The organism is Kribbella flavida DSM 17836, from assembly GCF_000024345.1.
Lineage (GTDB): Bacteria > Actinomycetota > Actinomycetes > Propionibacteriales > Kribbellaceae > Kribbella > Kribbella flavida.
This window is the reverse complement of the sequence record NC_013729.1, coordinates 1,514,042-1,537,945: the sequence shown is the minus strand read 5'-3', so window position 1 is coordinate 1,537,945 and position 23,904 is coordinate 1,514,042. Positions and strand designations below refer to the sequence as shown.

Here is a 23,904-nt window from a genome sequence, read left to right as displayed (position 1 = left end):
CTCGGGCTACTCGCCGGAGTGCTCGGCCAGGTAGGTGTCGTCGAGGCCTTCGAGCTTGCTCTCCTGCCGACCGAGCGCCCAGAACCGGCCGTCGTGCACGGCCGCGCCGAGCAGCACCGACGCCTTCGCGGGAGTCGGCACGTCCACGAAACCGGCCGGTGTCCAGCGCAGCGCGGTGCTGTCCGGCCACCCGTCCCCGACGACGAACGGTTTGCCGTTCAGCACCTCGACGGCCAGCGGTTGGCCCGTCTGCTGCGGCGTGCGCACCTCGGACCAACGCTTCCCGTCGAAGTGATACGCGACCGGCGTCCGGTAGTAGACCGGATCCTCACGATGCCCGACCGCCCAGATGTCGTTCGGCCCGACCACCGCGAAGTCGTTCAGGAAGGCGCCGGCGGTCCCGGGCAGGGCGGCCTTGGTCCAGCGGTGGCCGTCGTAGTGCTTGATCCCGTCCGCGAACGCCGCGACCCAGATGTCGTCCGGTGACACGACCGCGATGTCCGAGGCGTACCCCGGGACGCCGAGTACGTCGTCGGTCAGCGGGAGCCAGCTCTTGCCGTTGTACCGCTCGACGAAGACGGTGGACTGCTCCCCCTCGGTGCCGACCACCCAGATCTCGTCCTCGACGACCGCGACGGATTGCAGGACGCCGTCGGGATGGCTCGGCAGCGCGATCTCGCGCCAGTCCGTCCCGTCCCAGTGCTGGACCAACGGCCCGCCGGAGCCGTCAGCTTCCGCCCAGCTGCCGACCGCCCAGACGTCGTTCGCCGATCGGACCGCCACATCGAGCAACCGGCCGAACGTGCGTGGCTGGGCCGTCGCCTGCCACCTGCCGTTCTCCCAACGAGCCGCGACCGGACGGTCCCAGTCCTTGCCGTCCTCGCGGCTGGATCCGACACCCCACAGCGCGCCGCCACCTGAGCTGATCGAGTCGAACGTCGAGCCGGCGGCGGGTTTCGGCTGCTCCACCCACCCCACGGAGGTGGGCGCGGCGAGCAGGCTGAGAACGGCGACGAGCGAGGGGATCATCTGGGCGTCTCCGAGGTGCTCGGGTCGGGGGTTCGGGACGTGTACGGCGGTTCGGCCGGTTGGACGTCGGGGGTGAACAGCTTGGCCGCAGCCGCAGTGAGGTCTGGGGAGACGTGCTGCTGCCAGAGCGGATCGAGGGCGACGGTCCGGAGCTGGGCCAGGCTGAGCGGGGGTTCGGGCCGGGTGCCCGGGCCTTTCCAGGTCTCGGCGTTGTCGGACCTGACGGTCAACAGCCAGCCGTCCTTGTCCATCAGCCAGGCCTCGTAGCGCTTGTACTTGTCGGGCCCGGTGTCCTTGAACAGGACCAGTCGCTTGCCGTCCGGCAGCTTCTCCGTCGTGCAGACAGCGTTGTCGCCGGTGCACGCCAGTGACGTCTCCTTCCAGTCCAGTTCGATCGAGAGGTTGGACGGGCCACCGCGGTCCGTGTAGACGGCACGGGCCCAGAGCAGGTCGGGATTCGCCAACGGGCCCTGGTGTCCGCCACGGACGTCCTTCAGCTTGGCGCCTTTCGGCAGGTGGTCGATCACGATCTTCCAGGCTGCTTGCGGGGTGATCGGCTCCAGAGTGGGCGGGGCCGCCGGACCGGCGTACGACGGTTCCGTCGGACCAGGCGAGGTTCCGACGCTGAGGACGACGCCGACGACCGCGGCGGTGGCGGTCGCGGAGAGTAGGGCCTGACCGAGGCGGCGCCGGCGGGTGAAGCGGCGTCCGGTGGCGCGGCCCCCGGCGATCAGGCGGTCGATGTCGACGGTCGTGTCGTCGACGCCGGCGTGCAGCCGGTCCTTGAGTTCGGTCTCGAAGTTCATTGCTGGCCTCCTGTCAGTTCGCTGAGGTCGCTCCCGAGGTGCTCACGCAGCCGCGACAGCGCGCGCATGCTGCGGTTGCGGACCGCCCCGGGGCTGGCCTTGACGAGCACAGCGGTGTCTTCGACGCTGAGGTCGTGCCAGTAACGCAGTACGACGACTGCGCGGTCCTCGCGGCTCAGCTCCGCAAGCGCGGCGAACAACGTCAGCCGCAGTGAGATGTCGGCGTCCGGCGCGACCGGCTCGCGATGCGGTTCGCCGACGTGCTCCAGCCGGGTCTTGTGGCGGGCAGCCAGGTAGCTGCGGATCATCACCGTCCGCGAGTAGGCCACGAGGTTGTCGGCCCGCCGCGCCTTCGACCAGGCGCTGTACAGCTTGCCCAGCGTGATCTGCGCCAGGTCCTCGGCGGCGTACCGCTCACCCGTGAGCAGGTACGCCATCCGAAACAACTGCGTCCCGCGGTACGCCACGAACTCGACGTAACCGTCCGGCTCGCCCATGCTCCTCCTTCCGACGGTAACCGCTGTCGGAGAGGTAAGAGCCGGCTGCGCCGGGTTTTGTTTCACGACTCGCTCAGTGACTTCGTGGTGCAGCCGATATCGATGCCATCGGCAACCTCATCGAGCACGTTGTCACCTTGGCGGAGGATGACGGTGCGGTCACCTCCCTGGCCCGGCGAGAGTCGCTCACGGTGGTCGCTGACCCAGCGCTGCCCGTACCTACCCGTACCGGCGAGCCACGCGGGGAGATCGCATCGGGGTCACTTTCTCGTGATGAGCCCGAACACAAGGCTGACGAGTCCGAGTACGCCGACCGTGGCGCTCGTTGTGACGAACCCTCGAGCGACCACGGAGAACCTCTCGGCGTCGCCTCCTCCGCCGAGGACGAAGAGCCCTGCCAGCATCACCAGGATGAGGGCAGCCAAGGCCAGCAGCACACCTCCGTCGATGAGGCCGGTCACGCTGAGCCGCTTTCGTGAGGAGTGGTTGCCGGGTGCCTGGTGGGGAAACTGATGTTGGCGCGGAGGGACGTTCCACCGTCGCGGGTCGCTGGGCCCTGGACTGCCGGGCGCGGACTGTGACATGCCTGGACACTACCGGCCGACCGGCTCTGCGGGCCTGCTCGTTCGGGCCGGCGTGGGAAGTAGAAGCGGAGCAAATCTCTCTGACCGGCGAGGTGAGCCGGCGACCCATACCTGCTACCCCTCGGCCCGAATATCTGTGCTGGCGACATTAGACATTGATGGTTGGCGTGTGTAGTGTTCCTCGTGTTGACGACGGAAGAACAGCGAAGTTGAGGTGGACAGTCACCGTCCTGTCCGTGTGTACGTTGGCGAAGTAAGGACGACGGCGGACTCAGCCGGGCCGATCAGCGAACGGGCTCGGGTTTCACGCCAAGGTCAGAGTCTGTGGAGCCAGTGGTTGAGCGGGGTTCCGGACTTGACGATCGAAGTACCAGTTCGTGTTCCAGTACGCAGTTCCGTACCCGCAGTGATGCGCAGTTCGTGGTGCTGTTGTCGTTGAAGTAGCACCGAGTAGTTGATGTTCGACACAGAAGGGAAGGGATTGCACCGTCGGATCGCCCGCCAGTGCCGGTACGTCGCCGGGCGGGTGCCGTAGTTCCATCGCAAGGGAAGGTGGTCTTCGGTTACGCATTCAGCGATCCCCGCAGCGACAGCCTTTGACGAGGCGCACTGCGGCGAAGCAGGACCGGCCTCTCGCCGGTAGATGGTGACAATCCAACAACCTTGAGGGCCTCGGTGCTTCGGCACCGGGGCCCTTCGGCCGGCAGGCTCCGTTCACGCAAGAATCCGTAGCGACGAAAGGTCCTGTTCTCGGCCGGGTCGGGCATGATGTGGTAGTGAAGCTCTCGACAGCGGGGGTTCCTTGATCGTGCGCGGGAGCTTTGGTGACCTCTTCTGATTCTGCTGTGCCGCTGGATGCCGGCGCCTTCGCCCGATTGGCGCTCGAGCTGCACGATGCCGACGGCTTCGATGACACTGTCGAGGCGGTGGTGCAGTTCGCACTGCACGCCGAGAACTGCTCCTACGCCGGCGTCGCGCTAGCAACGACCGGCGGCGCGGTCGAGATCGGCGCAGTCACCGATCCGGTCGTCGCAGCGATCTACACCGCACAGATCAAGGCCGCCGACGGGCCGGTGCTGACAGCACTGCGCACCGGGACCACCGTCTACATCGCCGACGTCACGCACGAGACCCGCTGGCCGCACTGGCAGAGCGCAGTCACCGCGGAGAAGATCCGCAGCGTGCTGCACGTGCCGATGAAGGCCGGCGACAAGGTCATCGGGGTGTTGTCGCTCTACACCCTCCACCCGGACGCGTTCACAGCCGACGACGAAGCGGTCGCGCACATCCTTGCCCGGCACGCCTCCGTCGCGGTCGCGACCGCACGGCAAGAAGAAACGATGGCCCGGGCAGTGGACGCGCGCAAACTCGTCGGGCAAGCAATGGGCATTCTGATGGAACGCTTCGACCTCAACGGCGACCAGGCCTTCGCGGTCCTGCGGCGCTACTCCCAAGACACCAACACCAAACTGCGCGACGTCGCCCAGGAGCTCATCGACACCCGGAAACTGCCCTCCGGGAAGTGATCCACCTGGTATCGCTCGGACTGCATGCCTTGCGCGATGGCGACCGCCAGCACAGGGTCAGTCCCGGTCGGGCCCAGGAAGCGGTGAGGGAGCGGTCCGTTGACCATGCCGTGGCCTTCCAGGGCCTCACAGCGCGCGGAACCCTTGGTTGAACCGCTGACTGCGAGCCTGAACGGCTACGCCGAGAAGCCGACAGCCTTACCAGCGTACGCGGAGAACCCGCCACGCTCACCTCTACCTCGACTCGTGGCCAATAGCTCCGGCCCCGGCGTGAAGTAGTCGACTGCGGGAGCCCCAGGTTCTCGCCTTCACGACGACAAGCGGCCCGGCCGGCCGTCGTCGGTGGCGCCTGCGCGGCCGCGTCGTGGATCTGCGGGCTGGTCAGGGCAGCGTGTTGGTGGCGAGGAGCCAGTTCGCGACCTCACCGAGGGGCAGGCCGCGCGCGGCGGCGCGGGACTTGAGCAGCTCGCGGGCCAGGTCCAGTGGCAACCTGTAGCGCTCGACCAGAATTCCTTCGGCGATGGCGATCGCTGTGAAGGGGTCGACGTGTTGGGGTTCGACATGGTGCGCGTGGGGGTCCTCGTGGTCGCCGATCAGGCGCCTACCTCACGGCCACCGCTGATCGGGTAGCCAGTGGTGGTTCACCGCAGGCGGTGCGCCTGGGGTGGCGAGCCGAAAAGCCGACGGTCCACCCTCAGTCTACGCGCTACCGCACCGGCACGCCGCCCCCAGCGAGCGGCGCCGGCGCCCGAGCGGGACTACTCGGCTTTCCGGGTGGCGTCCTCGATGATGCCGGAGGCAACGTCGCGCAGTTTCACGTTGGCGGTCCGGGAGGTGCGGACAGCCAGATCGGCGAACAACGCGCCGATCTGGCGTGACTCGGCGGTGATCTCATGGGTCCGGGTCGAGTACGGGTTCAGCGCACCGCGAGCGTGCGGCTCGGCATGGAACTGAAACCCCAGCTGCGCCCCGATCCCAAGCTCCTTGGCAGCACGCGGCCGTACCTGGGCCAGCGCAGATCGGTACCGACGTCATCGACCTGAACCACCGGCTCCTCGAACACCACGTCCAGGCACGGGCCCTCACCGAGCTCGTACTGCAACGCATCACCCCTGCGAGCGACCTCGTCGGTCGGCGCCAGGGTCTGGATCCGGCCGTCCTTGCCGGTGATCGAAATGCTCGCCACCCAGGTCAAGCCAACAAGGCCGCAGGGGCCTACCCGACGGCCGGCGAGTACCCCCACGCCCTTCAGCAGTTGGCGGGCGGTGCGCTGGACCCGGTTGGTGCCTTCGCTGCGGCACACGCTCGAGCAGTCACCGGAGCGACTCGTCGAAGGCCCGCCGTGGTACTGCGACCTGAGCTTGTTCACTCGTGCGGGCAGGCGCCGCATGGCTGCAGCCAGGGCCGAGGCGTGACCGAGAACCTCGTGCCGAGCGGTCTCCCCGGGGGCCGACGGCTTCCGGCCCTTCGTCCAACCCTGGTGATTGCAAGTTGGTGCAAAGACCCTTGGCCGTCAGGAGTCCTGTCAGGCAAGGTCTGGGGGTGCAGACGTCATGGAGATCCTTGAAGCCCAGCAGACGGCAACTGTTCGCCGCCGGTGCCGTAGCGACGGTCGCGTCGGTTGCCTCGACCTCCACCGCCCTCGCCGCCGACGACTACGGCTCGGGTCCACTCGGCCCGTGGGAGAACGCTTCGCGCGTGATCTCCACGCCGACCACGATCCGCCAGGTCCGGGACGCCAACGGCATCTACCTGTTCGGCGACAGCATCTCCGTCCGGGACGGAAGGGCGCTGGCCGAGCGGCTGCACGATGTCAACACCCTGCTCGCGGTCCACAACTGGTCCAGCCGGCCGACACTGCCCGCCGTCGACGCGCTGGAAGACTGGGCGGCAACCTACGGGACGCCGCAGCGAATCCTGATGGCCACCGGGTCCAACGACATCTTCAACCCACCGGTGATGGCGGCCCAGATCGACCGGACGATGAGCATCGTGGGTCCGACCCGGACGGTCTACTGGGTGAACGTCCAGGTCGCCCGGACGGGGAGCAGCTATGACGCGTTCCGGCTCTCCGACCAGCGCAACAGCGGCTGGGTCAACCTGCAGATCGCGGACGCGCAGAAACGGCATCCGAACCTGAAGATCGTGCGCTGGGCCGAGTTCCTGGCCGCCAAGCCGTCGCGGCTCACGGCGTACCTGGTGGACGGCGTGCACACGACCGAAGATCTCGGCCGGGCCGCACGCAACGAGCTGATCGTCCAGACGATCACCTGAGCGGGTACGGCGGCGGAGGGACTGACGTCGAGACCGCGGCCAAGTGAGGGCCGTCCAGGGCCTATGGTGCCGCTGACCGTTCACTTGACGAGTGATCGAATCGAGTGGCTACCGTCGCGGAGATGAGCGGTGAGGTGGTCGACGGCAGGCATCGACCGCCGTGGAAACGGAAACCGCGGTCGCTGCGGCGCTGGGCTCTGGCCGCGTTGTCGGCATCGGGCGTGGAGCCCGCCGCGATGCTCTGCGGGCTCATGGGGCTCGGGGTGATTTCTCCGGCCCCGCCGCAGTCATCAACGGGGGCGAGCCTTCGCGACGACGGACGGGACAGCGGGCCGCTTCGTTGCTGAGGGCAGGCGGCATGGTCGGTGCCACACTCGGACCATGGACATGACCGTGGCGGACGGAAGCGTCCTCGTCGATCGCTCGGGCACTGTGGTTCATCGATCGCACACGGGGTGGGCCGATGCCGCGTCCGGGGCCGCGTGCACCGCGATGACTCCGTTCCAGATCGCCTCGATCAGCAAGCACTTCACGGCTGCCGCCGCACTGTGGGTGATCGAGCGGGGCCTGGCCTCACTGAGCGACCCGGTGGCCCGTTGGTTGCGTCCGGCTGAGGCCCGCTGGCGGGAGGTCACGATGCATCAACTGCTCTCGCACACCGGAGGCGTCGGGCACTGGGAGGACTACCCGGACATCGATCTGTATGAGCGTCCGAGCGTCGAGATGACCCGACTGATCCTTGACCGGCCTCCCGACCGTACGCCGCGGGGGCAGTTCTCCTACTCCAGCCCTGGCTACGTGCTTCTCGCACACATCGTGGAGGAGATCACCGCAGAGCCGTACCGGGACTTCGTCCAGAAGCGGTTGTTCGATCCCGCGGGCATGGTCGCTTCGTTCGTCGGCGAACCGGCACCAGGACTGGCGGTGGCCGTTCCTCAGGACGGCAGGACGGCCGTGCGATCCTTCGAGCTCGATGTTGTCGCTCGGGGTGCAGGGGACATCTGGTCCACTGCGGACGACCTTGTGCGTTGGGACAGCGCGCTTCGAGACGGTGCGGTGCTGACGGAGAAGTACCGGACCCTGGCTTTCAGCAGGCAGGCAGATGTGCCCGGGAGCGACAACGCCTACGGCTATGGCTGGACACTCGGCGCGTTCGGTGGACGCCCAGCTCGGTTCCACGGCGGCGACAACCACGCTTACCGCAGCCTGCACGTCTGGTGGCCGGAGGACGATCTACGCCTTGTGGTGCTGACCAACAGTCAGTTGACCTCGCACGAGAACATCCACGCGTTGGCCCATCTCGTTGGCCGTTCGGGTACAGCGAGAGGGTGACCTCCGGTTCCGCCGTCAGCCCAGGCCCTTCAGCAGCTGGCGGGCCATCACGATGCGCTGGACCTGGTTGGTGCCCTCGTAGATCTGGGTGATCTTGGCGTCGCGCATCATGCGTTCGACCGGGTAGTCGTGGGTGTAGCCGTAGCCGCCGAGGAGTTGGACGGCGTCGGTGGTGACGGCCATCGCGACGTCGGAGGCGAAGCACTTGGCGGCGGCGCCGAAGTAGGTGAGGTCGGGCTCGTTGCGCTCGGAGCGGGCGGCGGCGGCGTAGGTGAGCTGGCGGGCGGCCTCGATCTTCATGCCCATGTCGGCGAGCATGAACTGCAGGCCCTGGAACTCCGCGATCGGCTTGCCGAACTGCTTGCGCTCCTTGACGTAGCCGAGCGCGTAGTCGAGCGCGCCCTGGGCGATGCCGAGGGCCTGCGCGGCGATCGTCACCCGGGTGTGGTCGAGCGTCGCCATCGCGGTGCCGAAGCCGGTGCCGGGTTCGCCGATCATCCGGTCGGCGGGGATGCGCACGTTGTCGAAGTACACCTCGCGGGTCGGCGAGCCCTTGATGCCGAGCTTCTTCTCCGGCGCGCCGAACGAGACGCCCTCGTCGGACTTCTCCACCACGAACGCGCTGATGCCCTTCGAGCGCGCCGACGGGTCGGTCACCGCGAAGACCGTGTAGTAGTCGCTGACGCCGGCGTTGGTGATCCAGCGCTTCACGCCGTTCAGCACGTACTGCGAACCGTCGGCGACCGCGCGGGTCTTCATCGACGCCGCGTCCGAGCCGGCCTCGGGCTCCGACAGGCAGTACGAGAACATCGCGTCACCGGCGGCGACCGGCGGCAGGTACCGCTGCTTGACCTGCTCCGAGGCCGACAGCAGCAGCGGCAGCGAGCCGAGCTTGTTCACCGCCGGGATCAGCGAGCTGGACGCGCAGGCGCGGGCGACCTCTTCGATCACGATCACCGTGGCGAGCGCGTCGGCCCCGGCGCCGCCGTAGGCCTCCGGGATGTGCGGGGCGTGGAAGTCCGACGCCTTCAGCGCGTCGTACGCCGCCTTCGGGAACTCGGCCAGCTCGTCGACGTCGCCGGCGTGCGGGGCCACCTTGGCGTCGCAGACGTCGCGGACCGCCTCCCGGATCGCCTGGTGCTCCTCGGACAGCGCGTACAGGTCGAATGAGTTACTCACGAGTTCGAATGTACGACGGATCGCCCGCGACCGGGACCTCACGGCACCGGAAAGTGACGAACGGCGCACCCCCGGGCACCACCCGGACCTGAGCCGTTCACCGACCGGTCAGCCGGATCGGTAGAGTCGCCCGCATGACTGAAGGCACGCCCACCGGCTCGCTGCGGATCGCCGTCATCGGCACCAACTACCTCGGCGCCAACACCGCCGCGGGAATGGCCGAGTTCGGCTTCGACGTGATCGGCGTCGAGATCGACGAGCACCGGCTCAAGCTGCTCAACGACGGCAAGGCCCCGCTGTACGAGCCGGGCCTGGACCCGCTGCTGAAGAAGCACGTCGACTCCGGCCGGCTGCGCTTCACCAAGGACTACCGCGAGGTCGCCGACTGGGCCGACGTCTACTTCATCTGCGTCGGTACGCCGCAGCAGGAGGGCAGCGACGCCGCCGACCTGGGCCAGGTGAACTCGGTCGTCGACATGCTGGCGCCGCTGCTGACCCGCCCGTGCCTGGTGGTCGGACGGTCCACCGTCCCGGTCGGTACGTCGAAGCTGGTCGAGCAGCGGTTCCACAGCGAGTCCCCGGCCGGCATCGGCGTGGAGATCGCCTGGCAGCCGGAGTTCCTGCGCGAGGCGCACGGCGTCGACGACACGCTGCACCCGGACCGCCTGGTCTTCGGCGTCCAGTCCGCCGAGGCGGAGGCGACGCTGCGGCAGGTGTTCGCCATCCCGATCGCCGAGGGCTGCCCGGTCGTGGTCTGCAACCTGCCGACCGCCGAGCTGGTCAAGGGCGGCGCGAACGCCTTTCTGGCCACCAAGATCTCGTTCATCAACGCGCTGTCGGAGATGGCCGACGCGACCGGCGCCGACGTCACCCAGCTCGCCGACGCGCTCGGCTTCGACAAGCGGATCGGCCGCGGCATGCTGAACGCCGGCCCCGGGTACGGCGGTGGCTGCCTGCCGAAGGACCTGCGCGCCTTCATGGCCCGCGCGGGCGAGCTCGGCGTCGAGGAGGTGATCACGCTGCTGCGCGAGGTCGACGACATCAACTACCGGCGGCGGGCGCGCGTCGTCGACGTCACCCACGAGCTGCTCGGCGCCGAGTGGGTCGGGCGCAACGTGACCGTGCTCGGCGCGGCGTTCAAGGCCGGCACCGACGACGTCCGCGACTCGCCGGCGCTCGACATCGCCGGCCGGATCCAGCTGCACGGCGCCACCGTCACCGTCTACGACCCCGAGGCGATGGACAACGCGCGCCGCGTCCGTCCCACCCTGCGGTACGCCGACTCCGCGGTCGAGGCCTGCGCCGACGCCCACCTGATCCTGCACCTGACCGAGTGGCCGGAGTTCCGCGCGCTCGACCCGGTCGCGCTGAAGGAGATCGTGGCGACCCCGGTGATCCTGGACGCCCGCCTGCTGCTGGACGCCGCCAGCTGGCGCGCCGCCGGCTGGAAGTACCGCGCCCCCGGCAAGGCCTGATCCGACCCCACGGCGACCCCGCGACCGTACGGCGCGGGGTTCTCGTCAGGCGACCGCGGCGTTCCGCATCACCGGACGGGTCAGCGCCACCACGCCGATCAGCGCCGAGGCCACGCTGATGCCCAGACAGACGCCGGTGATCCCGATGCCGTCGACATCGGCCAGCGACCCGAGCAGCGGGTTCATCACCACGAGGGCCAGGTTCTGGCAGAGCACGACCACCGACTGCAGGCGCGACTGGTACTCACGCTCGACCGAGTTCATCAGCAGCGGCAGCACGTGGCCGGTGAACAGGCCGACCCCGGCACCGCTCACCACCGCCGCCGCGAGAGTCAGCGGCAAGGGCTCGAACATCGACAAGCCAAGCAGCCCGACGGAAGCGCACAGCAGGCCGACCGCGGCGACCATGCCGGGCCTGCTGAACGCGCCGCGCATCAGGATGCGCAGCGCGATCGCGCCGACCCCGATGCTGCGGGCCGCGACCAGCAGCGCCGCCGTCCCCGCGTCCCACCCGTGGTCGCGGGCCAGCAACGGCAGCAGCAGGATGTCCATCGGCATCAGCAGTCCCGCGGCCAGGGTCATGCTGATCAGCAGCGTCCGGGTCAGCGGGCGCCCGAACGCCATCCGCACGCCGTCGCCGATCGAGCGGAACATGCCCGTCGTCGCTTTCGGCGGCAGGTCGATCGACCTGCTGAGCACCGCCATCACGGCGATCATCACCGCGAACGTCAGCGCGTCGAACCCGGCGGCCGCGGTCAGCCCGGCCCAGCCGACCAGTACGCCGCCGACCGCCGTACCGATCACCGCGAAGACCATCCCGGTGACCTGGAAGCTGGCCATCGCCCGCGGGATCTGCGCCGGCGGCACCAGGAGCCGGGGCATCGAGCGGGAGGACGGCAGGAAGAAGGCGTCGATCATCCCGACCACCAGGGCCAGGCCGAGCAGCAGCCAGACCGGCTCGTCGACCGCGATCGTCACCGGGACCAGGGTCGCGGTGAGCAGGAACATCGCCGTACAGCTGGCCAGCAGCACCCGCGGGGCGCCGTAGCGGTCACCGATCGCGCCGCCGATCAGCAGCAGGGCCGCCCGGGGCGCCGCCGCGAACAGCAGCACCAGCCCGGCCACCCGGCCGCCGTACTGGCTGGCGGACCAGCCGATGGCGAAGGTGATCGCGAGGTCGCCGAGCAGGGACACAGCGGCGCCGAAGAGCCAGATCCAGTAGCGGACCGGAATGCGCTCGGTGTCCGGTGCTGCGGGCGGAGTCACGATCGACGACCTTAGACGACGTTGGTTGGGATCACACGGCTACCCGCAGCGGAGTTGTGGAAAACCGTCACGGCTCAGTCTTGACGCAGCTCTTCCGCGCCGTCACGCACCGTACCGCCTTTGGCCCGGGCCAGGTCGGCCAGCGACTCCTGGAAAGTGGTCATCTGCTCGAGCAGCTTCGGGTCGTGCGCGGCGAGGATCCGGACCGCGAGCAGGCCGGCATTGCGGGCGTTGCCGATCGACACCGTGGCCACCGGTACGCCGGCCGGCATCTGCACGATCGACAGCAGTGAGTCCATCCCGTCCAGGTACTTCAGCGGCACCGGCACCCCGATCACCGGCAGCGGCGTGACCGCGGCCAGCATGCCCGGCAGGTGCGCGGCCCCACCGGCGCCGGCGATCAGCACCTTGAGCCCGCGCTCGTGCGCGCTCCGGCCGTAGTCGATCATCTCCACCGGCATCCGGTGCGCGGAGATCACGTCCGCCTCGAACGGCACGCCGAACTCGACGCAGACCTCCGCCGCCGCCTTCATCACCGGCCAGTCGGAGTCCGACCCCATCACGATGCCCACGGTCATGGTCAGCCCCCTACTCGTCGATGGTGCCGGTCAGGTACGCCGCCGCGTGCCGCGCGCGCTCGCGGACCTGCTCGAGGTCGTCGCCGTAGGCGGTCACGTGGCCGACCTTGCGGCCCGGCTTCACCGACTTGCCGTAGAAGTGCACCCGCAGCCCGGGATCACGGGCCAGGCAGTGCAGCAGCCCGCGGTGCATGTCCGCGACGTCACCGCCGAGCACGTTCACCATCACCGTGTACGGCGCCCGCGCGGCCGGCGATCCCAGCGGCAGGTCCAGGACCGCGCGCAGGTGGTTCTCGAACTGGCTGGTGACGGCACCCTCGATCGACCAGTGGCCGGTGTTGTGCGGCCGCATCGCCAGCTCGTTGACCAGCAGCCGGCCGTCCCGGGCCTCGAACATCTCGACGGCCAGAACTCCGACCACGCCCAGCTCGCCGGCGATCCGCAGCGCGGTCTGCTGGGCCTGCGCCGCCCGCTCCGGCGCGAGCCCGGGCGCGGGCGCGGTCACCTCGACGCAGATGCCGTCCCGCTGGACCGACTCGACGATCGGATAGGCGACCGCCTGGCCGTGCGGGCTGCGCGCGACCACGGCGGACAGCTCGCGGACGAAGTCGACCTTCTCCTCGGCCAGGATCGGCACGCCTGCGGCGAAGGCCTGGGCCACCGTGGGGTCGTCCGGACCGTCGACCACCCAGACGCCCTTGCCGTCGTACCCGCCGCGGGTGGTCTTCAGGATGATCGGGAAGCCGCCGGTGCGCTTGGCGAAGTCGGCGACGTCCTCCCGGCCGGCGACCACCTGGTGGGCCGGCGACGGCGCGTCGATGGTGTCCAGCCGCTGCCGCATCACCGCCTTGTCCTGAGCGTGCACGAGCGCGTCCGGGCCCGGCCGGACGGCGACGCCGGCGGCCTCCAGCTCGCGGAGCAGCTCGGTGGGCACGTGCTCGTGGTCGAAGGTGACCACGTCGGCCTCGGCGGCGAAGGCCCGGACCGTCGCCGGGTCGCGGTAGTCGCCCACCGGCGCGTCGGCGACCGCCTGCGCCGCGGACACCGTCGGTCCCTCGGCGAGTACCCGGAGCTGGATGCCCAGCGCGATCGCGGCTTCCTGCGTCATCCTGGCCAGCTGACCGCCGCCGATCATGCCCACCACGGGGGTGCCGACCGGGAGGTCCTTGCGCTCGAACTTCACGATCTGAGCGTAGTGCCCGCCCACCCGGGCGCTGACAGCACCCGGGTGGGCCGCCGCCGGTCGGGCTCGCGGGGATTTTCGTGTGTGACCCCCCGGCGGGTACCGTGAAGACTGCCCTCACCGGTCGTCGTTCACTGTCGTCGTTCACAGAGAGTCCACTGGTCCGTTGAAGATCGTCACCACGCTGTACCGCCAGGTCGAGCACCTGGTGCACGAAGTGGCCAAGTTCGGGCTGGTCGGTCTGCTCGGCATGGTCGTCGACCTGCCGATCTACAACTGGCTGGTGTTCGACAACCCGCTGGTGGTCTTCGGCACGCACGGTGACGGCATGCTGCACGACAAGCCGGTGACCGCGAAGTTCATCTCGGTGTCGATCGCGACGGTGGCGACGTACCTGGGCAACCGGCACTGGACCTGGCGGCACCGGGAGCGTTCCGGCCTGCACCGCGAGTACGTGCTGTTCTTCGTGCTGAACGGCATCGGCCTGCTGATCGCGGCCGCCTGCCTCGGTTTCTCGCGGTACGTGCTCGACCTGCACACCGCGCTGGCCGACAACATCTCGGCGAACGTGATCGGCCTGGGGCTGGGCACGCTGTTCCGGTTCTGGTCCTACCGCAAGTGGGTCTTCCGCGCGGAGATCGAGCTCGAGGAGGCCGAGCAGCAGGGCAAGGCCCCGCACTCCCCCGCCGAGCTGGACGCCGAGTCCACCGGCGACCTGCCGGCGGTGCGCTGACCGCACGCCCCGACGACGTCCGAAGGCCGGAACAGGAAACTGTTTCGGCCTTCGGTCTGTTCGGGGTGCAGCTCAGCGGCGGTCGGGGTCCTCGGAGCTGAACAGCGTCTCCGCGTCCGGCTCGACGGCCGGGCGTCGCTCGGTCGCCGGGCGGACGCGCTGGTGGGCCGGCGGCGTCTCGTCGTCGAGGTAGCCGTCGCCGGGCTTGCCGTCCGGACCGCCGAAGAGCAGGTCGGACATCTTCAGGTGCATCTGCTCGACGTTCGGCACGTCGGGCAGCACCACGTGACCGCCCTCGCTGGCCGACTGGATCTGCAGCGTGCCGCAGCCGAGCATTCGGTCGATCAGCCCGTGTTCGTAGGAGACGTCGTTGATCCGCATCAGCGGGATGTCGCGACCGGTCCGGGTCAGGATGCCGTGCCGGGTGATCAGCCGCCGGTTGGTCAGCGTGTAACTGGAGAAGAACCAGTTCAGGAACGGTTTGGCGCCGAACACCGCCAGCACCAGCAGGCCGATCACGCCGATCGCAAGCCGGGCGGGTGTCTGCAGGCCGCCGTCCGGCACGATCGCGGCCAGGAATCCGCCGCCGGCCGCCACCACCAGAAGCAGGAAGACCGGGAAGATCAGTGCCTTCCAGTGCGTCCGGGTGCTGACGACGACGTACTCGTCCTCACCCAACAACTTCGCCGAGATCGCCATGGCTCCAGTCTCACAGTTCCGGGGGTGCGTTGTCGCCGCCCGACACGATGGTTGAAGACTTCACAAAGTGCGGACACCTCGGGAAGGATGCCCGAGGGGGTCCGCCACCTGGGGGCGACTACTGAAGGAGTCGTGATGGGCATCTTGTCGGTTCTCGATCGGGAGCACACGGTCGCACCCGCGGGCTACAGCCGCTGGCTGATCCCGCCGGCCGCCCTGGCCGTGCACCTGTGCATCGGCCAGGCCTACGCGACCTCGGTCTACAAGACGTCGCTGGTGCAGCACTTCGGCACCGGCCAGACCGCGATCGGCGTGGTGTTCAGCATCGCGATCGTGATGCTCGGGCTGTCGGCCGCGGTCGGCGGCACCTGGGTCGAGCGCAACGGGCCGCGCAAGGCCATGTTCGTCTCCGCCTGCTTCTGGGCCGCCGGCTTCCTGGTCGGTGCCCTCGGCATCGGTACCGGCCAGCTCTGGATCGTCTATCTCGGCTACGGCGTGATCGGCGGCATCGGCCTCGGCATCGGCTACATCTCGCCGGTGTCCACGCTGATCAAGTGGTTCCCGGACCGCCCGGGCCTGGCCACCGGGCTCGCGATCATGGGTTTCGGCGGCGGCGCGCTGGTCGCCAGCCCGCTGTCGCGCCAACTGCTCAGCCTGTACGACGACAGCTACGACCCGGGCAACTCGGCCTCGGTCGCCGGCGGCGGCGCGCTGGTCGCGCTGTTCCTCACCCTGGGCATCGGCTACTTCGTGATCATGATGTTCGGCGTGTTCACCATCAGGGTCCCCGCCGAGGGCTGGAAGCCGGACGGTTTCGACCCGTCGGCGGTTCGGCAGAAATCGCTCGTCACCACCGCCAGCGTCTCCGCCGCGAACGCGATCAAGACTCCGCAGTTCTGGTGCCTGTGGGTGGTCCTGCTCTGCAACGTGACCGCGGGCATCGGCATTCTCGAGCAGGCCAGCCCGATGATCCAGGACTTCTTCCGCGGCGGTGACGGCAAGTCCTCGGTCGCGGTCGCCGCAGCGGCCGGCTTCGTCGGGCTGCTGTCGATCTTCAACATGGCCGGCCGATTCGCCTGGTCGACCACCTCGGACGTCATCGGCCGCAAGCCGATCTACGCGCTGTACCTCGGGGTCGGCATCGTCGCCTACGCCCTGCTGGCCACCGTCGGGCACACCAGTACGGCGGTCTTCGTGCTGCTGGCCGCGGTCATCCTGTCCTTCTACGGCGGCGGTTTCGCCACCGTGCCGGCGTACCTGCGGGACCTGTTCGGGACCTACCAGGTCGGCGCGATCCATGGCCGGCTGCTGACCGCCTGGTCGGTTGCTGGGGTGACCGGGCCGCTGATCATCAACGGCTTCCTGGACCGGGAGGGCAAACCGGGCACGCTGACCGCGGGAGCCTACCGGCCGGCGCTGTTCACCATGGTCGGGGTGCTGGCGGTCGGCTTCGTCGCCAACCTGCTGATCCGGCCGGTGGCCGAGCGGTTCCACGAGAAGACCAGCACCGAGACCGCGGAGGCGACCCGATGAACCAGACCCCTCGACTCGTCGTCTCCTGGCTGCTCGTCGCGGTCCTGCTCGGCTACGGCGTCATCCAGACGCTGATGACCGCGGTCAAGCTCTTCACTCACTGACGCGCAGGTGCGTGACGTCGCCGGCGGCCAGCGGACGCGGGCCGTCGGCGGTGTCGAGCACCAGGCGGCCGTCGGTGTCGAGCCCGGACGCCGTGCCCTCCAGGAACCGGCCGTCCGGCAGCTCGACCCGGACGCGCCGGCCGAACGTTGCCGACAGCTCCTGGTAGTCGGGCAGAACCACCGCCGGATCGCCGTCCGCGTCCACCCACTCCTGGTAGCGGGTCGCCAGCTCCCGGAGCGTGGCGGCCAGCACCGTCGCCCGGTCCGTGGTCGCCGCACCTTCCAGCGCCAGCGAGGTCGCCGCGGCGTGCGGGCGCTCGTCCGCTCGCAACGTGACGTTCAGTCCCATGCCGACGATCACGGCCGGCCCGTCGACCCGCTCCAGCAGGATGCCGGCCAGCTTGCGATCCTCCACCAGGACGTCGTTGGGCCACTTCACCTGCGCCGGGATCTCGGCCACCCGGCGTACGGCGGAGGCGACCGCGAGCGGTACGAGCAGGCCCAGCCACGGCCAGCGGACCGCGGGAACCGTCGCCGGGCGCAGCAGGACCGACGTGAGCAGTGCTGATCGCGGCGGAGTCGTCCACGTCCGCCCCAGCCGGCCACGGCCGGACGACTGGTACTCCGCTGTCACCACCAGGCCCTCCGGGGCACCAGAGGCGGCAGCAGCGGCTACGACCGCGTTGGTCGACGGTGTCTCGGTCAGTACGTCGACCTGCGTCCACAGCGAACCCGGTCGGACCAGGCGCCCGCGCAGGAACTTCTCGTCCAGCGGCGGGCGCTCCAGATCGCCGAACATCAGCCGGTGTTCTGCAGACCGGCAGCAACACCCGAGACGGTGAGCAGCAGCAGCCGGCGCGTCCGCACGATCTGCTGCTCGTCCAGCGAGTCGTCGGTGCGCAGGTCGCGCAGGGCCCGCAGCTGCAGGTAGCTCAGCGCGTCGACGTACGGGTTGCGCAGCTCGACCGCGCGTCCCAGGACCCGCCGGCCGGCCAGCAGCCGGTCGCCGTCGAGCACCTTCAGCACCCACTCGGTGGTCAGCGCGTGCTCGTCCAGCATCAGCTGGGACAGGTCCGGCCGGTCGCCGAGCTCGAGGTAGCGGCCCAGGATGCGCCGGTCGGTCTTCGCCAGCGACATCTCCGCGTTCTCCAGCATCACCTGGAACAGCGGCCAGTTCTTGTTCGCGTCCTGCAGCACGGCGACGTCGCCGACCGCCGCGAGTGCCGAGCCGAGGCCGTACCAGCCCGGCGCGTTCACCCGGGCCTGCGACCAGGCGAAGACCCACGGGATCGCCCGCAGATCCTCCAGCGACGACACCGCGACCCCCCGCCGGGCCGGGCGGGAGCCGAGCGGCAGCTGACCGAGCTCCTCCAGCGGGGTCACCCGGCCGAACCACTCCGCGAACCCGTCGGCCTTGACCAGCCGGTGGTACGCCGTCCGGGCCGCCTCGTCGAGCGTCTTCTCCACCACGGCGAACCGGTTGGCGGCCGCCGCGGCCCGGTCCTCGACCGCCGGGGTGGAGGCGAGCAGCGTCGCGGCCGTGACCTGCTCGATGTGCCGCTGCGCGATCGGGGCGTTGCCGTACCGGGCCGGGATCGCCTCGCCCTGCTCGGTGAGCTTGAACCGCCCGCCGACCGAGCCGGGCGCCTGCGCGAGCACCGCCCGGTTGGCCGGACCGCCGCCCCGGCCGAGCGCACCGCCGCGGCCGTGGAACAGGGTCAGCCGGATCGCGTTGCGCTGCGCCCACGCGGTGATCCGCGCCTGCGCGTCGTACAGGGCCAGGGTGGCCGAGACGGGCCCGACGTCCTTGGCGGAGTCGGAGTAGCCCAGCATCACCTCGAAGCGCCGGTCGTTGGCGGTGAGCCGGTGCCGGACCCGGGTGAGCTGGATCGCGTTGTCCAGCACCTCCACCGAGTTCTGCAGGTCCTCACCGGTCTCGAACAGCGGTACGACGTCCAGCTCGATCGGCCGCCCGTCCATCGCCGCGTCGGCCAGCTCGTACACGGCGGCCAGGTCGGCGGCGCTCCGGGTGAAGCTCACGACGTACCGGCGGCAGGCCTCGGGGCCGAAGCGCTGCTGGATCTGCCCGATCACACGCAGCGTCGCCAGCACCTCCTCGGTCTGGTCGGACAGCTCGCCACCGCCCAGGACCTCCTCCAGCGCCTTGGCGTGCACCGACGAGTGCTGGCGCACCTCCAGCTCGGCCAGGTGGAAGCCGAACGAGCTGACCTGCCAGATGAGCTGCTGGAGCTGCCCGTACGCTTGGCGGGGCGCTCCGGCCGACACCAGGGAGTCCTGGAGCACCTTCAGCTCGTGCAGGAAGTCCGCCGCGCGCGGGTAACCGAAGTCGGCGTCCCGGGACCGGGTGGCGGCCAGGCGGCGCGCTGCGAGCAGCAGGAGCTGCCGGTGCGGCTCGGACGGCGACCGGGTCTCGATGTCGGCGATCAGCGCCGGGTTGGCCGCGCGGGCGTCCTCCAGGATCCGCCGGACCGGGGCGGACGGCGGAGTGGTCGCGGCGTCCAGGGTCAGCGCCCGGCCGAGCTCGTCGGTGGCCTGCTCCAGCGCCCGCAGGACGTGGTCGGCCTGGATCTGCATCGCCTCGCGGGTGATCGCGGCGGTGACGTTCGGGTTGCCGTCGCGGTCGCCGCCGATCCAGGAGCCCAGCCGCACGAACGGCGCGACCACCGGCGGCCGGGTCCCGGCCGCGTCCCCGGCCAGCGCGTCGTCGAGCCGGCGGTAGACGTTGCCGACGACATCGAACAGCGTCTCCTCGAACACCGCCATCGCCGAGCGGACCTCGTCCAGCGGGGTCGGCCGGCTGGTGCGCAGCTGCGAGGTCCGCCAGAGGATGTCGACCTGCTCGACCAGGCGGCGCCGGTTCTCGGCCAGCTCGCTGTCGCCGGCGCGCGGGTCGTTGCGCTCCTCCAGCAGCGAGGAGATCCGCCGGATGGTCGCCAGCACGGCCCGCCGCCGGGCCTCGGTCGGGTGGGCCGTCAGCACCGGGCGGAACTCCAGCCCGTTGAGCAGGGCACGGGCCTGCTGCTCGCCGGCGTCGGCGGAGATCCGCTCGACCGCCTGCGCGAGCTCCGACACCGCCGGGGCGTCGCCGGAGCGGTCACGCTCCCGCAGGACGCGGGCGCGGTGCAGCTCCTCGCTGAGGTTGGTCAGGTGGAAGTAGCAGGTGAAGGCCCGGGCAACGTCCTCGGCCCGCTCGTGCGGCCAGGAGGCGACCAGTTGCTCGGCGGCCTCACCGTCCCCGGCGATGGTCAGCTCGCGCAGCTTCTCCACGTCGTCCAGCAGCGGCTGGCCGGCGTACTCGACCAGTACGCGGCCCAGGATCTCGCCGAGCAGGCGTACGTCGGCGCGTAGCTCCTCGGGGACTTCGAAACGTGCGCGGGTACGGGTGCGGGCGCTCGCCTGACTTCCGGTCTCGGTCACGTTCGCCCACCCTATCCGTGGCCGCGCTCTCTCGCCTCATGGTCCGGCCAGTGAGCAACCATCGTGACGGTCCGTTCCGGTGACCGGACAGTAAGCGCCCGAACCGTCCGGGTCCGGCGCTCAGCCGGCGCCGAAGCCGCCGCCCGCCTCCCCAAACTCTTCGCCGCCGGCCCTGAGGGCGTACGACGGTCAGCGGTTGCGCGGGCGGTTGTCGTTGGGGCGCGAGGTGGTGTGGGTGGCCCGGGGTCGGGTCTGCGCCGGATCCGCCGCCGGGAGCCGGGAAGGCGGAGATTGGGACTGCAGAAGGGCGCGGAGGGCAGCGAGTTCGCCTTCGCTCGGGGTGGCGGCCGGGCGGTCTCCCGCGGTACCGCTCCGCTCTGCGCGGCTGGGGCTGGAGATGATCTCCAGGCGGACCTGCGAGCGGTCCACCACGCGCTCACCGGCCGCGGGCGGCTGGAAACGGCGTTCGGCGCGACGGACGGCCTGAGCGGCGGCGTGGGCGATCTCCGTGCCGCGCTGGCCCGAGGTGGTTCGGAGATCGGCCGAGCGGTCGTCGCGCAGCGGCAGCAGGTCGGCGAAGCCCTGGTCGATGGCGGCCCGGATCTCCGCCCGGACCGCCGCCTGCGCGTCGGTCGGAACCAGCGAGGGCAGTTCTGAGGCATCGAAGAGCAGATCGGCCGCAACCTGCCCTTTCCCGGTCCGGCCCGCGCGGTTCAGCTGGTCCAGCACCTCGCGGTAGTCCAGCCCGATCTCCGCGCCGACGCTCTGCGCGAACGCCCGGGCCGCCGGAGCCCAAGCCGGATACGACTCCACCCCACGCACCGACTTGAGCTGGGCGGCGAATTCGGGCGGCAGCACCCGGTCGATCACCCGATCCAGCCGAGCCTGGCTCCACGCCTCCGTGGTGCCCTCCTCGATCGGAGTGAACTCCGGCCGGCGCATGCCGAGCGCCCGGTCGACGTGCTCGAAACCCGGCTCGGCCGCCAGGTGGCTGAACTCGTGCGCGACCGTCTTCACCGCGTTCCGCCAGGCAATCAGCTGCTCACGGTTGTTCGGCCGGCCTTGCTGCTCGTACATCTCCTGCAGCGGACGCACCACCAGCTCGCGGCTGAGCCGCACGGTGCCGTCAGCGGCCGCACTGCCGCGCACCCGTTGATTCGGGTCGGTGTAGTGCAGTTGCCCGTTCCACAGCGTCTTGGCCGCGCCGGACTCGGCCAGCACGGCGTCCTGGATCCGCTCCCACAGACCGTCACCGACATCCGGCACCTCGCTCGCGGGATGACGGCCGGCCATCTCAGACCTGCCCGTCCTCGAGCATGTCCAGGATCTCGGCCAGGGTCTCGTTCAGGTCCAGCACGGCGTCGCGTACGCCGACCGACGACGCCTCGTCCGCGATCCGGCCGATCTCGGCCAGGCCGGCCTCGGCCCGCGCCCGCCGCTCGGCCGGCGTACCGCTCGGGTCGGCCGCGCGCTGCATGACGTCGGAAGCCCGGACGAGCGCCTCGTCGACCGGGTTCCGGGCCTCCTCGACCAGCTGGTCCAGCGCCACCAGGTGCCGGCCGGCGCGAGCCCGGTCCCGCTCGCCGTGCACCGTCGAGGCCAGTTCCCGGAGCCGCTCCACTTCGGCCGCGAGCACCTCGGGGTCGGTGATCTCCCGCCCCCACGCTCGCACGACCCGCATCCGCTCGGCGTCGAACTCGTCGTACTCCACCGGCCCATCGTCCCACCTCGCCCGGCCGCCGGGCCGGACGACGGGGTCGCGACAGGCTGCGGTGGAGGTCACAGCACAGGATGGCTACTGGGAAGTTAGGCTGCCCGCTTATGGGAGAGACCGTGAACATCCACACCACCGCCGGGAAGCTCGCGGACCTGGAGCACCGGCTCGACGAGGCCGTGCACGCGGGGTCGGAGCGCGCGGTGGACAAGCAGCACGCGCGGGGCAAGAAGACCGCGCGGGAGCGGATCGCGCTGCTGCTGGACGAGGGGTCCTTCTCGGAGCTGGACGAGTTCGCCCGGCACCGGTCCACCGCCTTCGGCCTGGACGCGAACCGCCCGTACGGCGACGGCGTGGTGACCGGCTTCGGCACCATCGACGGCCGCCAGGTGTGCGTGTTCGCGCAGGACTTCACCGTCTTCGGCGGCAGCCTGGGCGAGGTGTTCGGCGAGAAGATCGTCAAGGTGATGGACCTGGCGATGAAGATCGGTTGCCCGCTGATCGGCATCAACGACTCCGGCGGCGCCCGGATCCAGGAGGGCGTGGTCTCGCTCGGCCTGTACGGCGAGATCTTCCGCCGCAACGTGCGCGCGTCCGGGGTGATCCCGCAGATCTCGCTGATCATGGGGCCGTGCGCGGGCGGCGCGGTCTACTCCCCGGCGGTCACCGACTTCACCGTGATGGTGGACGAGTCGTCGTACATGTTCATCACCGGCCCGGACGTGATCAAGACCGTCACCGGCGAGGACGTCAGCCAGGAGGAACTCGGCGGCGCCCGGACGCACAACACCCGGTCCGGCAACGCGCACTACCTGGGCAGCGACGAGGAGGACGCGATCGACTGGGTGAAGGCCCTGGTCGCGCACCTGCCACAGAACAACCTGGAGGACCCGCCGGCCTACGACGAGGTCGCCGACCTGACCGCCGGGGAGACCGACCTGGCGCTGGACACGCTGATCCCGGACTCTCCGAACCAGCCGTACGACATGCACACGGTGATCGAGGCGGTCGTCGACGACGGCGACTTCCTCGAGGTGCAGACGCTGTTCGCGCCGAACATCGTGGTCGGCTTCGGCCGGGTCGAGGGCCGCCCGGTCGGCGTGGTCGCGAACCAGCCGCTGCAGTTCGCCGGCACGCTCGACATCGACGCCTCCGAGAAGGCGGCCCGGTTCGTCCGGACCTGCGACGCGTTCAACGTGCCGATCCTGACCTTCGTCGACGTGCCGGGCTTCCTGCCGGGCACCGACCAGGAGTGGAACGGCATCATCCGGCGCGGCGCGAAGCTGATCTACGCCTACGCCGAGGCCACCGTGCCGATGATCACCGTGATCACCCGCAAGGCCTACGGCGGCGCGTACGACGTGATGGGCAGCAAGCACCTCGGCGCCGACATGAACATCGCCTGGCCGACCGCGCAGATCGCCGTGATGGGCGCACAGGGTGCGGTGAACATCCTGCACCGGCGGGAACTCGCCGCGGCCGACGACGTCGAGGCGCGCCGGCAGCAGCTAATCACGGAGTACGAGGACACACTGGCCAACCCGTACGTCGCGGCCGAGCGCGGCTACATCGACGCGGTGATCCGGCCGAGCGAGACCCGCGCCGAGATCGTCCGGGCGCTGCGGCTGCTGCGCACCAAGCGCGACACCCTGCCGCCGAAGAAGCACGGCAACATCCCCCTCTGACGGGAGCCACGCCATGACCGACACCCCCGCAGCTTCCGACGACGGCACTGCGATCCTGCGCGTCGTCAAGGGCGACCCCTCCGCCGAGGAGCTGGCCGCCCTGGTCGCCGTCGTCTCCGCCCGCGCCGCCGCTCCCCCCGCGTCCGCCGACCCGGACCGCGCGAGCGACTGGGCGACGTACTGGCGGACCCGGCAGCGGCCCCTGCACCCTGGTCCGGGCCGCTGGCGCGCCAGCGCTCACCCGTAAACCACCGGCGCGGGCAGAATCG

The 23,904-nt window shown here is 70.2% G+C and carries 23 protein-coding genes; 9 read left to right on the top strand and 14 right to left on the bottom strand.

What is annotated here, in order from left to right:
• Window positions 1–6 precede the first annotated feature (6 nt).
• The 4 genes from KFLA_RS07205 to KFLA_RS07190 all read right to left on the bottom strand — a co-directional run bounded on the left by KFLA_RS07205 (window position 7) and on the right by KFLA_RS07190 (window position 2,793).
• Window positions 7–1,029: a beta propeller repeat protein gene (locus tag KFLA_RS07205; protein ID WP_012919117.1), complete on the bottom strand. Its 1,023-nt coding sequence runs from the start codon at window positions 1,027–1,029 to the stop codon at window positions 7–9.
• Window positions 1,026–1,835 carry a hypothetical protein gene (locus KFLA_RS37820; protein ID WP_012919116.1) on the bottom strand — a complete coding sequence of 270 codons (810 nt, stop codon included), beginning with the start codon at window positions 1,833–1,835 and terminating at the stop codon, window positions 1,026–1,028. The genes KFLA_RS07205 and KFLA_RS37820 overlap by 4 nt, the downstream gene beginning before the upstream one ends.
• A complete protein-coding gene (locus KFLA_RS07195) occupies window positions 1,832–2,332 on the bottom strand; it encodes a SigE family RNA polymerase sigma factor (protein ID WP_012919115.1) in 501 nt (166 codons plus the stop codon). Before KFLA_RS07195 ends, KFLA_RS37820 begins: the two co-directional genes overlap by 4 nt.
• Before the next feature lie 260 nt (window positions 2,333–2,592).
• A complete protein-coding gene (locus KFLA_RS07190; protein WP_041289187.1) occupies window positions 2,593–2,793 on the bottom strand; it encodes a hypothetical protein in 201 nt (66 codons plus the stop codon).
• Between the two features lie 947 nt (window positions 2,794–3,740).
• Here KFLA_RS07190 and KFLA_RS07185 point away from each other — a divergent pair.
• Complete coding sequence (locus tag KFLA_RS07185) at window positions 3,741–4,442, top strand: GAF and ANTAR domain-containing protein (protein ID WP_012919114.1); 702 nt, start codon at window positions 3,741–3,743, stop codon at window positions 4,440–4,442.
• Window positions 4,443–5,358: 916 nt separating this feature from the next.
• Here the strand turns inward: KFLA_RS07185 and KFLA_RS35405 are convergent.
• Window positions 5,359–5,832, bottom strand: coding sequence for a hypothetical protein (locus tag KFLA_RS35405; RefSeq protein ID WP_012919112.1), 474 nt, complete (start codon window positions 5,830–5,832; stop codon window positions 5,359–5,361).
• Window positions 5,833–6,005: 173 nt separating this feature from the next.
• Between KFLA_RS35405 and KFLA_RS07175 the strand changes: the two genes are divergently transcribed.
• The gene (locus KFLA_RS07175; protein ID WP_237706742.1) at window positions 6,006–6,716 is read left to right on the top strand and encodes an SGNH/GDSL hydrolase family protein; all 711 of its coding nucleotides are present in this window, start codon (window positions 6,006–6,008) and stop codon (window positions 6,714–6,716) included.
• A 381-nt stretch (window positions 6,717–7,097) separates the two neighbouring features.
• Window positions 7,098–8,048: a serine hydrolase domain-containing protein gene (locus tag KFLA_RS07170; protein WP_012919110.1), complete on the top strand. Its 951-nt coding sequence runs from the start codon at window positions 7,098–7,100 to the stop codon at window positions 8,046–8,048.
• A gap of 15 nt (window positions 8,049–8,063) precedes the next feature.
• Here the strand turns inward: KFLA_RS07170 and KFLA_RS07165 are convergent, their stop codons facing one another.
• Window positions 8,064–9,227, bottom strand: a complete 1,164-nt coding sequence (locus KFLA_RS07165; RefSeq protein WP_012919109.1) for an acyl-CoA dehydrogenase family protein — start codon at window positions 9,225–9,227, stop codon at window positions 8,064–8,066.
• A gap of 134 nt (window positions 9,228–9,361) precedes the next feature.
• Between KFLA_RS07165 and KFLA_RS07160 the strand changes: the two genes are divergently transcribed.
• Window positions 9,362–10,702, top strand: coding sequence for a UDP-glucose dehydrogenase family protein (locus KFLA_RS07160; RefSeq protein WP_012919108.1), 1,341 nt, complete (start codon window positions 9,362–9,364; stop codon window positions 10,700–10,702).
• Between the two features lie 45 nt (window positions 10,703–10,747).
• Here the strand turns inward: KFLA_RS07160 and KFLA_RS07155 are convergent, their stop codons facing one another.
• From KFLA_RS07155 to KFLA_RS07145, 3 genes are all read right to left on the bottom strand, one after another.
• Window positions 10,748–11,968, bottom strand: a complete 1,221-nt coding sequence (locus KFLA_RS07155; RefSeq protein ID WP_012919107.1) for an MFS transporter — start codon at window positions 11,966–11,968, stop codon at window positions 10,748–10,750.
• 74 nt (window positions 11,969–12,042) lie between these two features.
• Window positions 12,043–12,546, bottom strand: coding sequence for a 5-(carboxyamino)imidazole ribonucleotide mutase (gene purE / locus KFLA_RS07150; RefSeq protein WP_012919106.1), 504 nt, complete (start codon window positions 12,544–12,546; stop codon window positions 12,043–12,045).
• 10 nt (window positions 12,547–12,556) lie between these two features.
• Entirely contained in the window at window positions 12,557–13,681 is a 1,125-nt protein-coding gene (locus KFLA_RS07145; RefSeq protein WP_041289866.1) for a 5-(carboxyamino)imidazole ribonucleotide synthase, read from the bottom strand.
• A gap of 214 nt (window positions 13,682–13,895) precedes the next feature.
• Between KFLA_RS07145 and KFLA_RS07140 the strand changes: the two genes are divergently transcribed.
• Window positions 13,896–14,462 carry a GtrA family protein gene (locus KFLA_RS07140; RefSeq protein ID WP_012919104.1) on the top strand — a complete coding sequence of 189 codons (567 nt, stop codon included), beginning with the start codon at window positions 13,896–13,898 and terminating at the stop codon, window positions 14,460–14,462.
• A 72-nt stretch (window positions 14,463–14,534) separates the two neighbouring features.
• On the opposite strand, the gene KFLA_RS07135 is transcribed toward KFLA_RS07140, so the two are convergent.
• On the bottom strand, window positions 14,535–15,161 hold the full coding sequence (locus tag KFLA_RS07135) for a PH domain-containing protein (RefSeq protein WP_012919103.1): 627 nt from the start codon (window positions 15,159–15,161) through the stop codon (window positions 14,535–14,537).
• Window positions 15,162–15,296: 135 nt separating this feature from the next.
• On the opposite strand from KFLA_RS07135, the gene KFLA_RS07130 reads away from it, so the two are divergent.
• Window positions 15,297–16,694 carry an OFA family MFS transporter gene (locus tag KFLA_RS07130; RefSeq protein ID WP_012919102.1) on the top strand — a complete coding sequence of 466 codons (1,398 nt, stop codon included), beginning with the start codon at window positions 15,297–15,299 and terminating at the stop codon, window positions 16,692–16,694.
• Window positions 16,691–16,798 carry an MFS transporter small subunit gene (locus KFLA_RS39615; RefSeq protein WP_012919101.1) on the top strand — a complete coding sequence of 36 codons (108 nt, stop codon included), beginning with the start codon at window positions 16,691–16,693 and terminating at the stop codon, window positions 16,796–16,798. The genes KFLA_RS07130 and KFLA_RS39615 overlap by 4 nt, the downstream gene beginning before the upstream one ends.
• On the opposite strand, the gene KFLA_RS07125 is transcribed toward KFLA_RS39615, so the two are convergent.
• The 4 genes from KFLA_RS07125 to KFLA_RS07110 all read right to left on the bottom strand — a co-directional run bounded on the left by KFLA_RS07125 (window position 16,788) and on the right by KFLA_RS07110 (window position 21,947).
• Window positions 16,788–17,597 (bottom strand): biotin--[acetyl-CoA-carboxylase] ligase, encoded by an 810-nt coding sequence (locus tag KFLA_RS07125; protein ID WP_012919100.1) that lies wholly within the window; start codon window positions 17,595–17,597, stop codon window positions 16,788–16,790. The two genes, KFLA_RS39615 and KFLA_RS07125, sit on opposite strands and share 11 nt — an antisense overlap.
• Window positions 17,597–20,236 (bottom strand): phosphoenolpyruvate carboxylase, encoded by a 2,640-nt coding sequence (locus KFLA_RS07120; RefSeq protein WP_012919099.1) that lies wholly within the window; start codon window positions 20,234–20,236, stop codon window positions 17,597–17,599. The genes KFLA_RS07125 and KFLA_RS07120 overlap by 1 nt, the downstream gene beginning before the upstream one ends.
• 189 nt (window positions 20,237–20,425) lie before the next feature.
• Window positions 20,426–21,529, bottom strand: coding sequence for a hypothetical protein (locus KFLA_RS07115; protein ID WP_012919098.1), 1,104 nt, complete (start codon window positions 21,527–21,529; stop codon window positions 20,426–20,428).
• Window position 21,530: 1 nt separating this feature from the next.
• Window positions 21,531–21,947: a hypothetical protein gene (locus KFLA_RS07110; RefSeq protein WP_012919097.1), complete on the bottom strand. Its 417-nt coding sequence runs from the start codon at window positions 21,945–21,947 to the stop codon at window positions 21,531–21,533.
• A gap of 110 nt (window positions 21,948–22,057) precedes the next feature.
• Between KFLA_RS07110 and KFLA_RS07105 the strand changes: the two genes are divergently transcribed.
• Together KFLA_RS07105 and KFLA_RS07100 are read left to right on the top strand one after the other, a co-directional pair.
• On the top strand, window positions 22,058–23,635 hold the full coding sequence (locus KFLA_RS07105) for an acyl-CoA carboxylase subunit beta (protein WP_012919096.1): 1,578 nt from the start codon (window positions 22,058–22,060) through the stop codon (window positions 23,633–23,635).
• 13 nt (window positions 23,636–23,648) lie between these two features.
• A complete protein-coding gene (locus tag KFLA_RS07100) occupies window positions 23,649–23,882 on the top strand; it encodes an acyl-CoA carboxylase subunit epsilon (RefSeq protein WP_012919095.1) in 234 nt (77 codons plus the stop codon).
• Window positions 23,883–23,904: the final 22 nt, after the last annotated feature.

Coding starts and splice junctions, on each gene's coding strand:
- KFLA_RS07170 (WP_012919110.1), top strand. CDS start 7,098: ATGGACATGACCGTGGCGGACGGAAGCGTCCTCGTCGATCGCTCGGGC.
- KFLA_RS07125 (WP_012919100.1), bottom strand. CDS start 17,597: ATGTTCGGCGATCTGGAGCGCCCGCCGCTGGACGAGAAGTTCCTGCGC.
- KFLA_RS07115 (WP_012919098.1), bottom strand. CDS start 21,529: ATGGCCGGCCGTCATCCCGCGAGCGAGGTGCCGGATGTCGGTGACGGT.
- KFLA_RS07145 (WP_041289866.1), bottom strand. CDS start 13,681: ATGATCGGCGGCGGTCAGCTGGCCAGGATGACGCAGGAAGCCGCGATC.
- KFLA_RS07100 (WP_012919095.1), top strand. CDS start 23,649: ATGACCGACACCCCCGCAGCTTCCGACGACGGCACTGCGATCCTGCGC.
- KFLA_RS39615 (WP_012919101.1), top strand. CDS start 16,691: ATGAACCAGACCCCTCGACTCGTCGTCTCCTGGCTGCTCGTCGCGGTC.
- KFLA_RS37820 (WP_012919116.1), bottom strand. CDS start 1,835: ATGAACTTCGAGACCGAACTCAAGGACCGGCTGCACGCCGGCGTCGAC.
- KFLA_RS07205 (WP_012919117.1), bottom strand. CDS start 1,029: ATGATCCCCTCGCTCGTCGCCGTTCTCAGCCTGCTCGCCGCGCCCACC.
- KFLA_RS07195 (WP_012919115.1), bottom strand. CDS start 2,332: ATGGGCGAGCCGGACGGTTACGTCGAGTTCGTGGCGTACCGCGGGACG.
- KFLA_RS07160 (WP_012919108.1), top strand. CDS start 9,362: ATGACTGAAGGCACGCCCACCGGCTCGCTGCGGATCGCCGTCATCGGC.
- KFLA_RS07135 (WP_012919103.1), bottom strand. CDS start 15,161: ATGGCGATCTCGGCGAAGTTGTTGGGTGAGGACGAGTACGTCGTCGTC.
- KFLA_RS07105 (WP_012919096.1), top strand. CDS start 22,058: ATGGGAGAGACCGTGAACATCCACACCACCGCCGGGAAGCTCGCGGAC.
- purE (WP_012919106.1), bottom strand. CDS start 12,546: ATGACCGTGGGCATCGTGATGGGGTCGGACTCCGACTGGCCGGTGATG.
- KFLA_RS07130 (WP_012919102.1), top strand. CDS start 15,297: ATGGGCATCTTGTCGGTTCTCGATCGGGAGCACACGGTCGCACCCGCG.
- KFLA_RS35405 (WP_012919112.1), bottom strand. CDS start 5,832: ATGCGGCGCCTGCCCGCACGAGTGAACAAGCTCAGGTCGCAGTACCAC.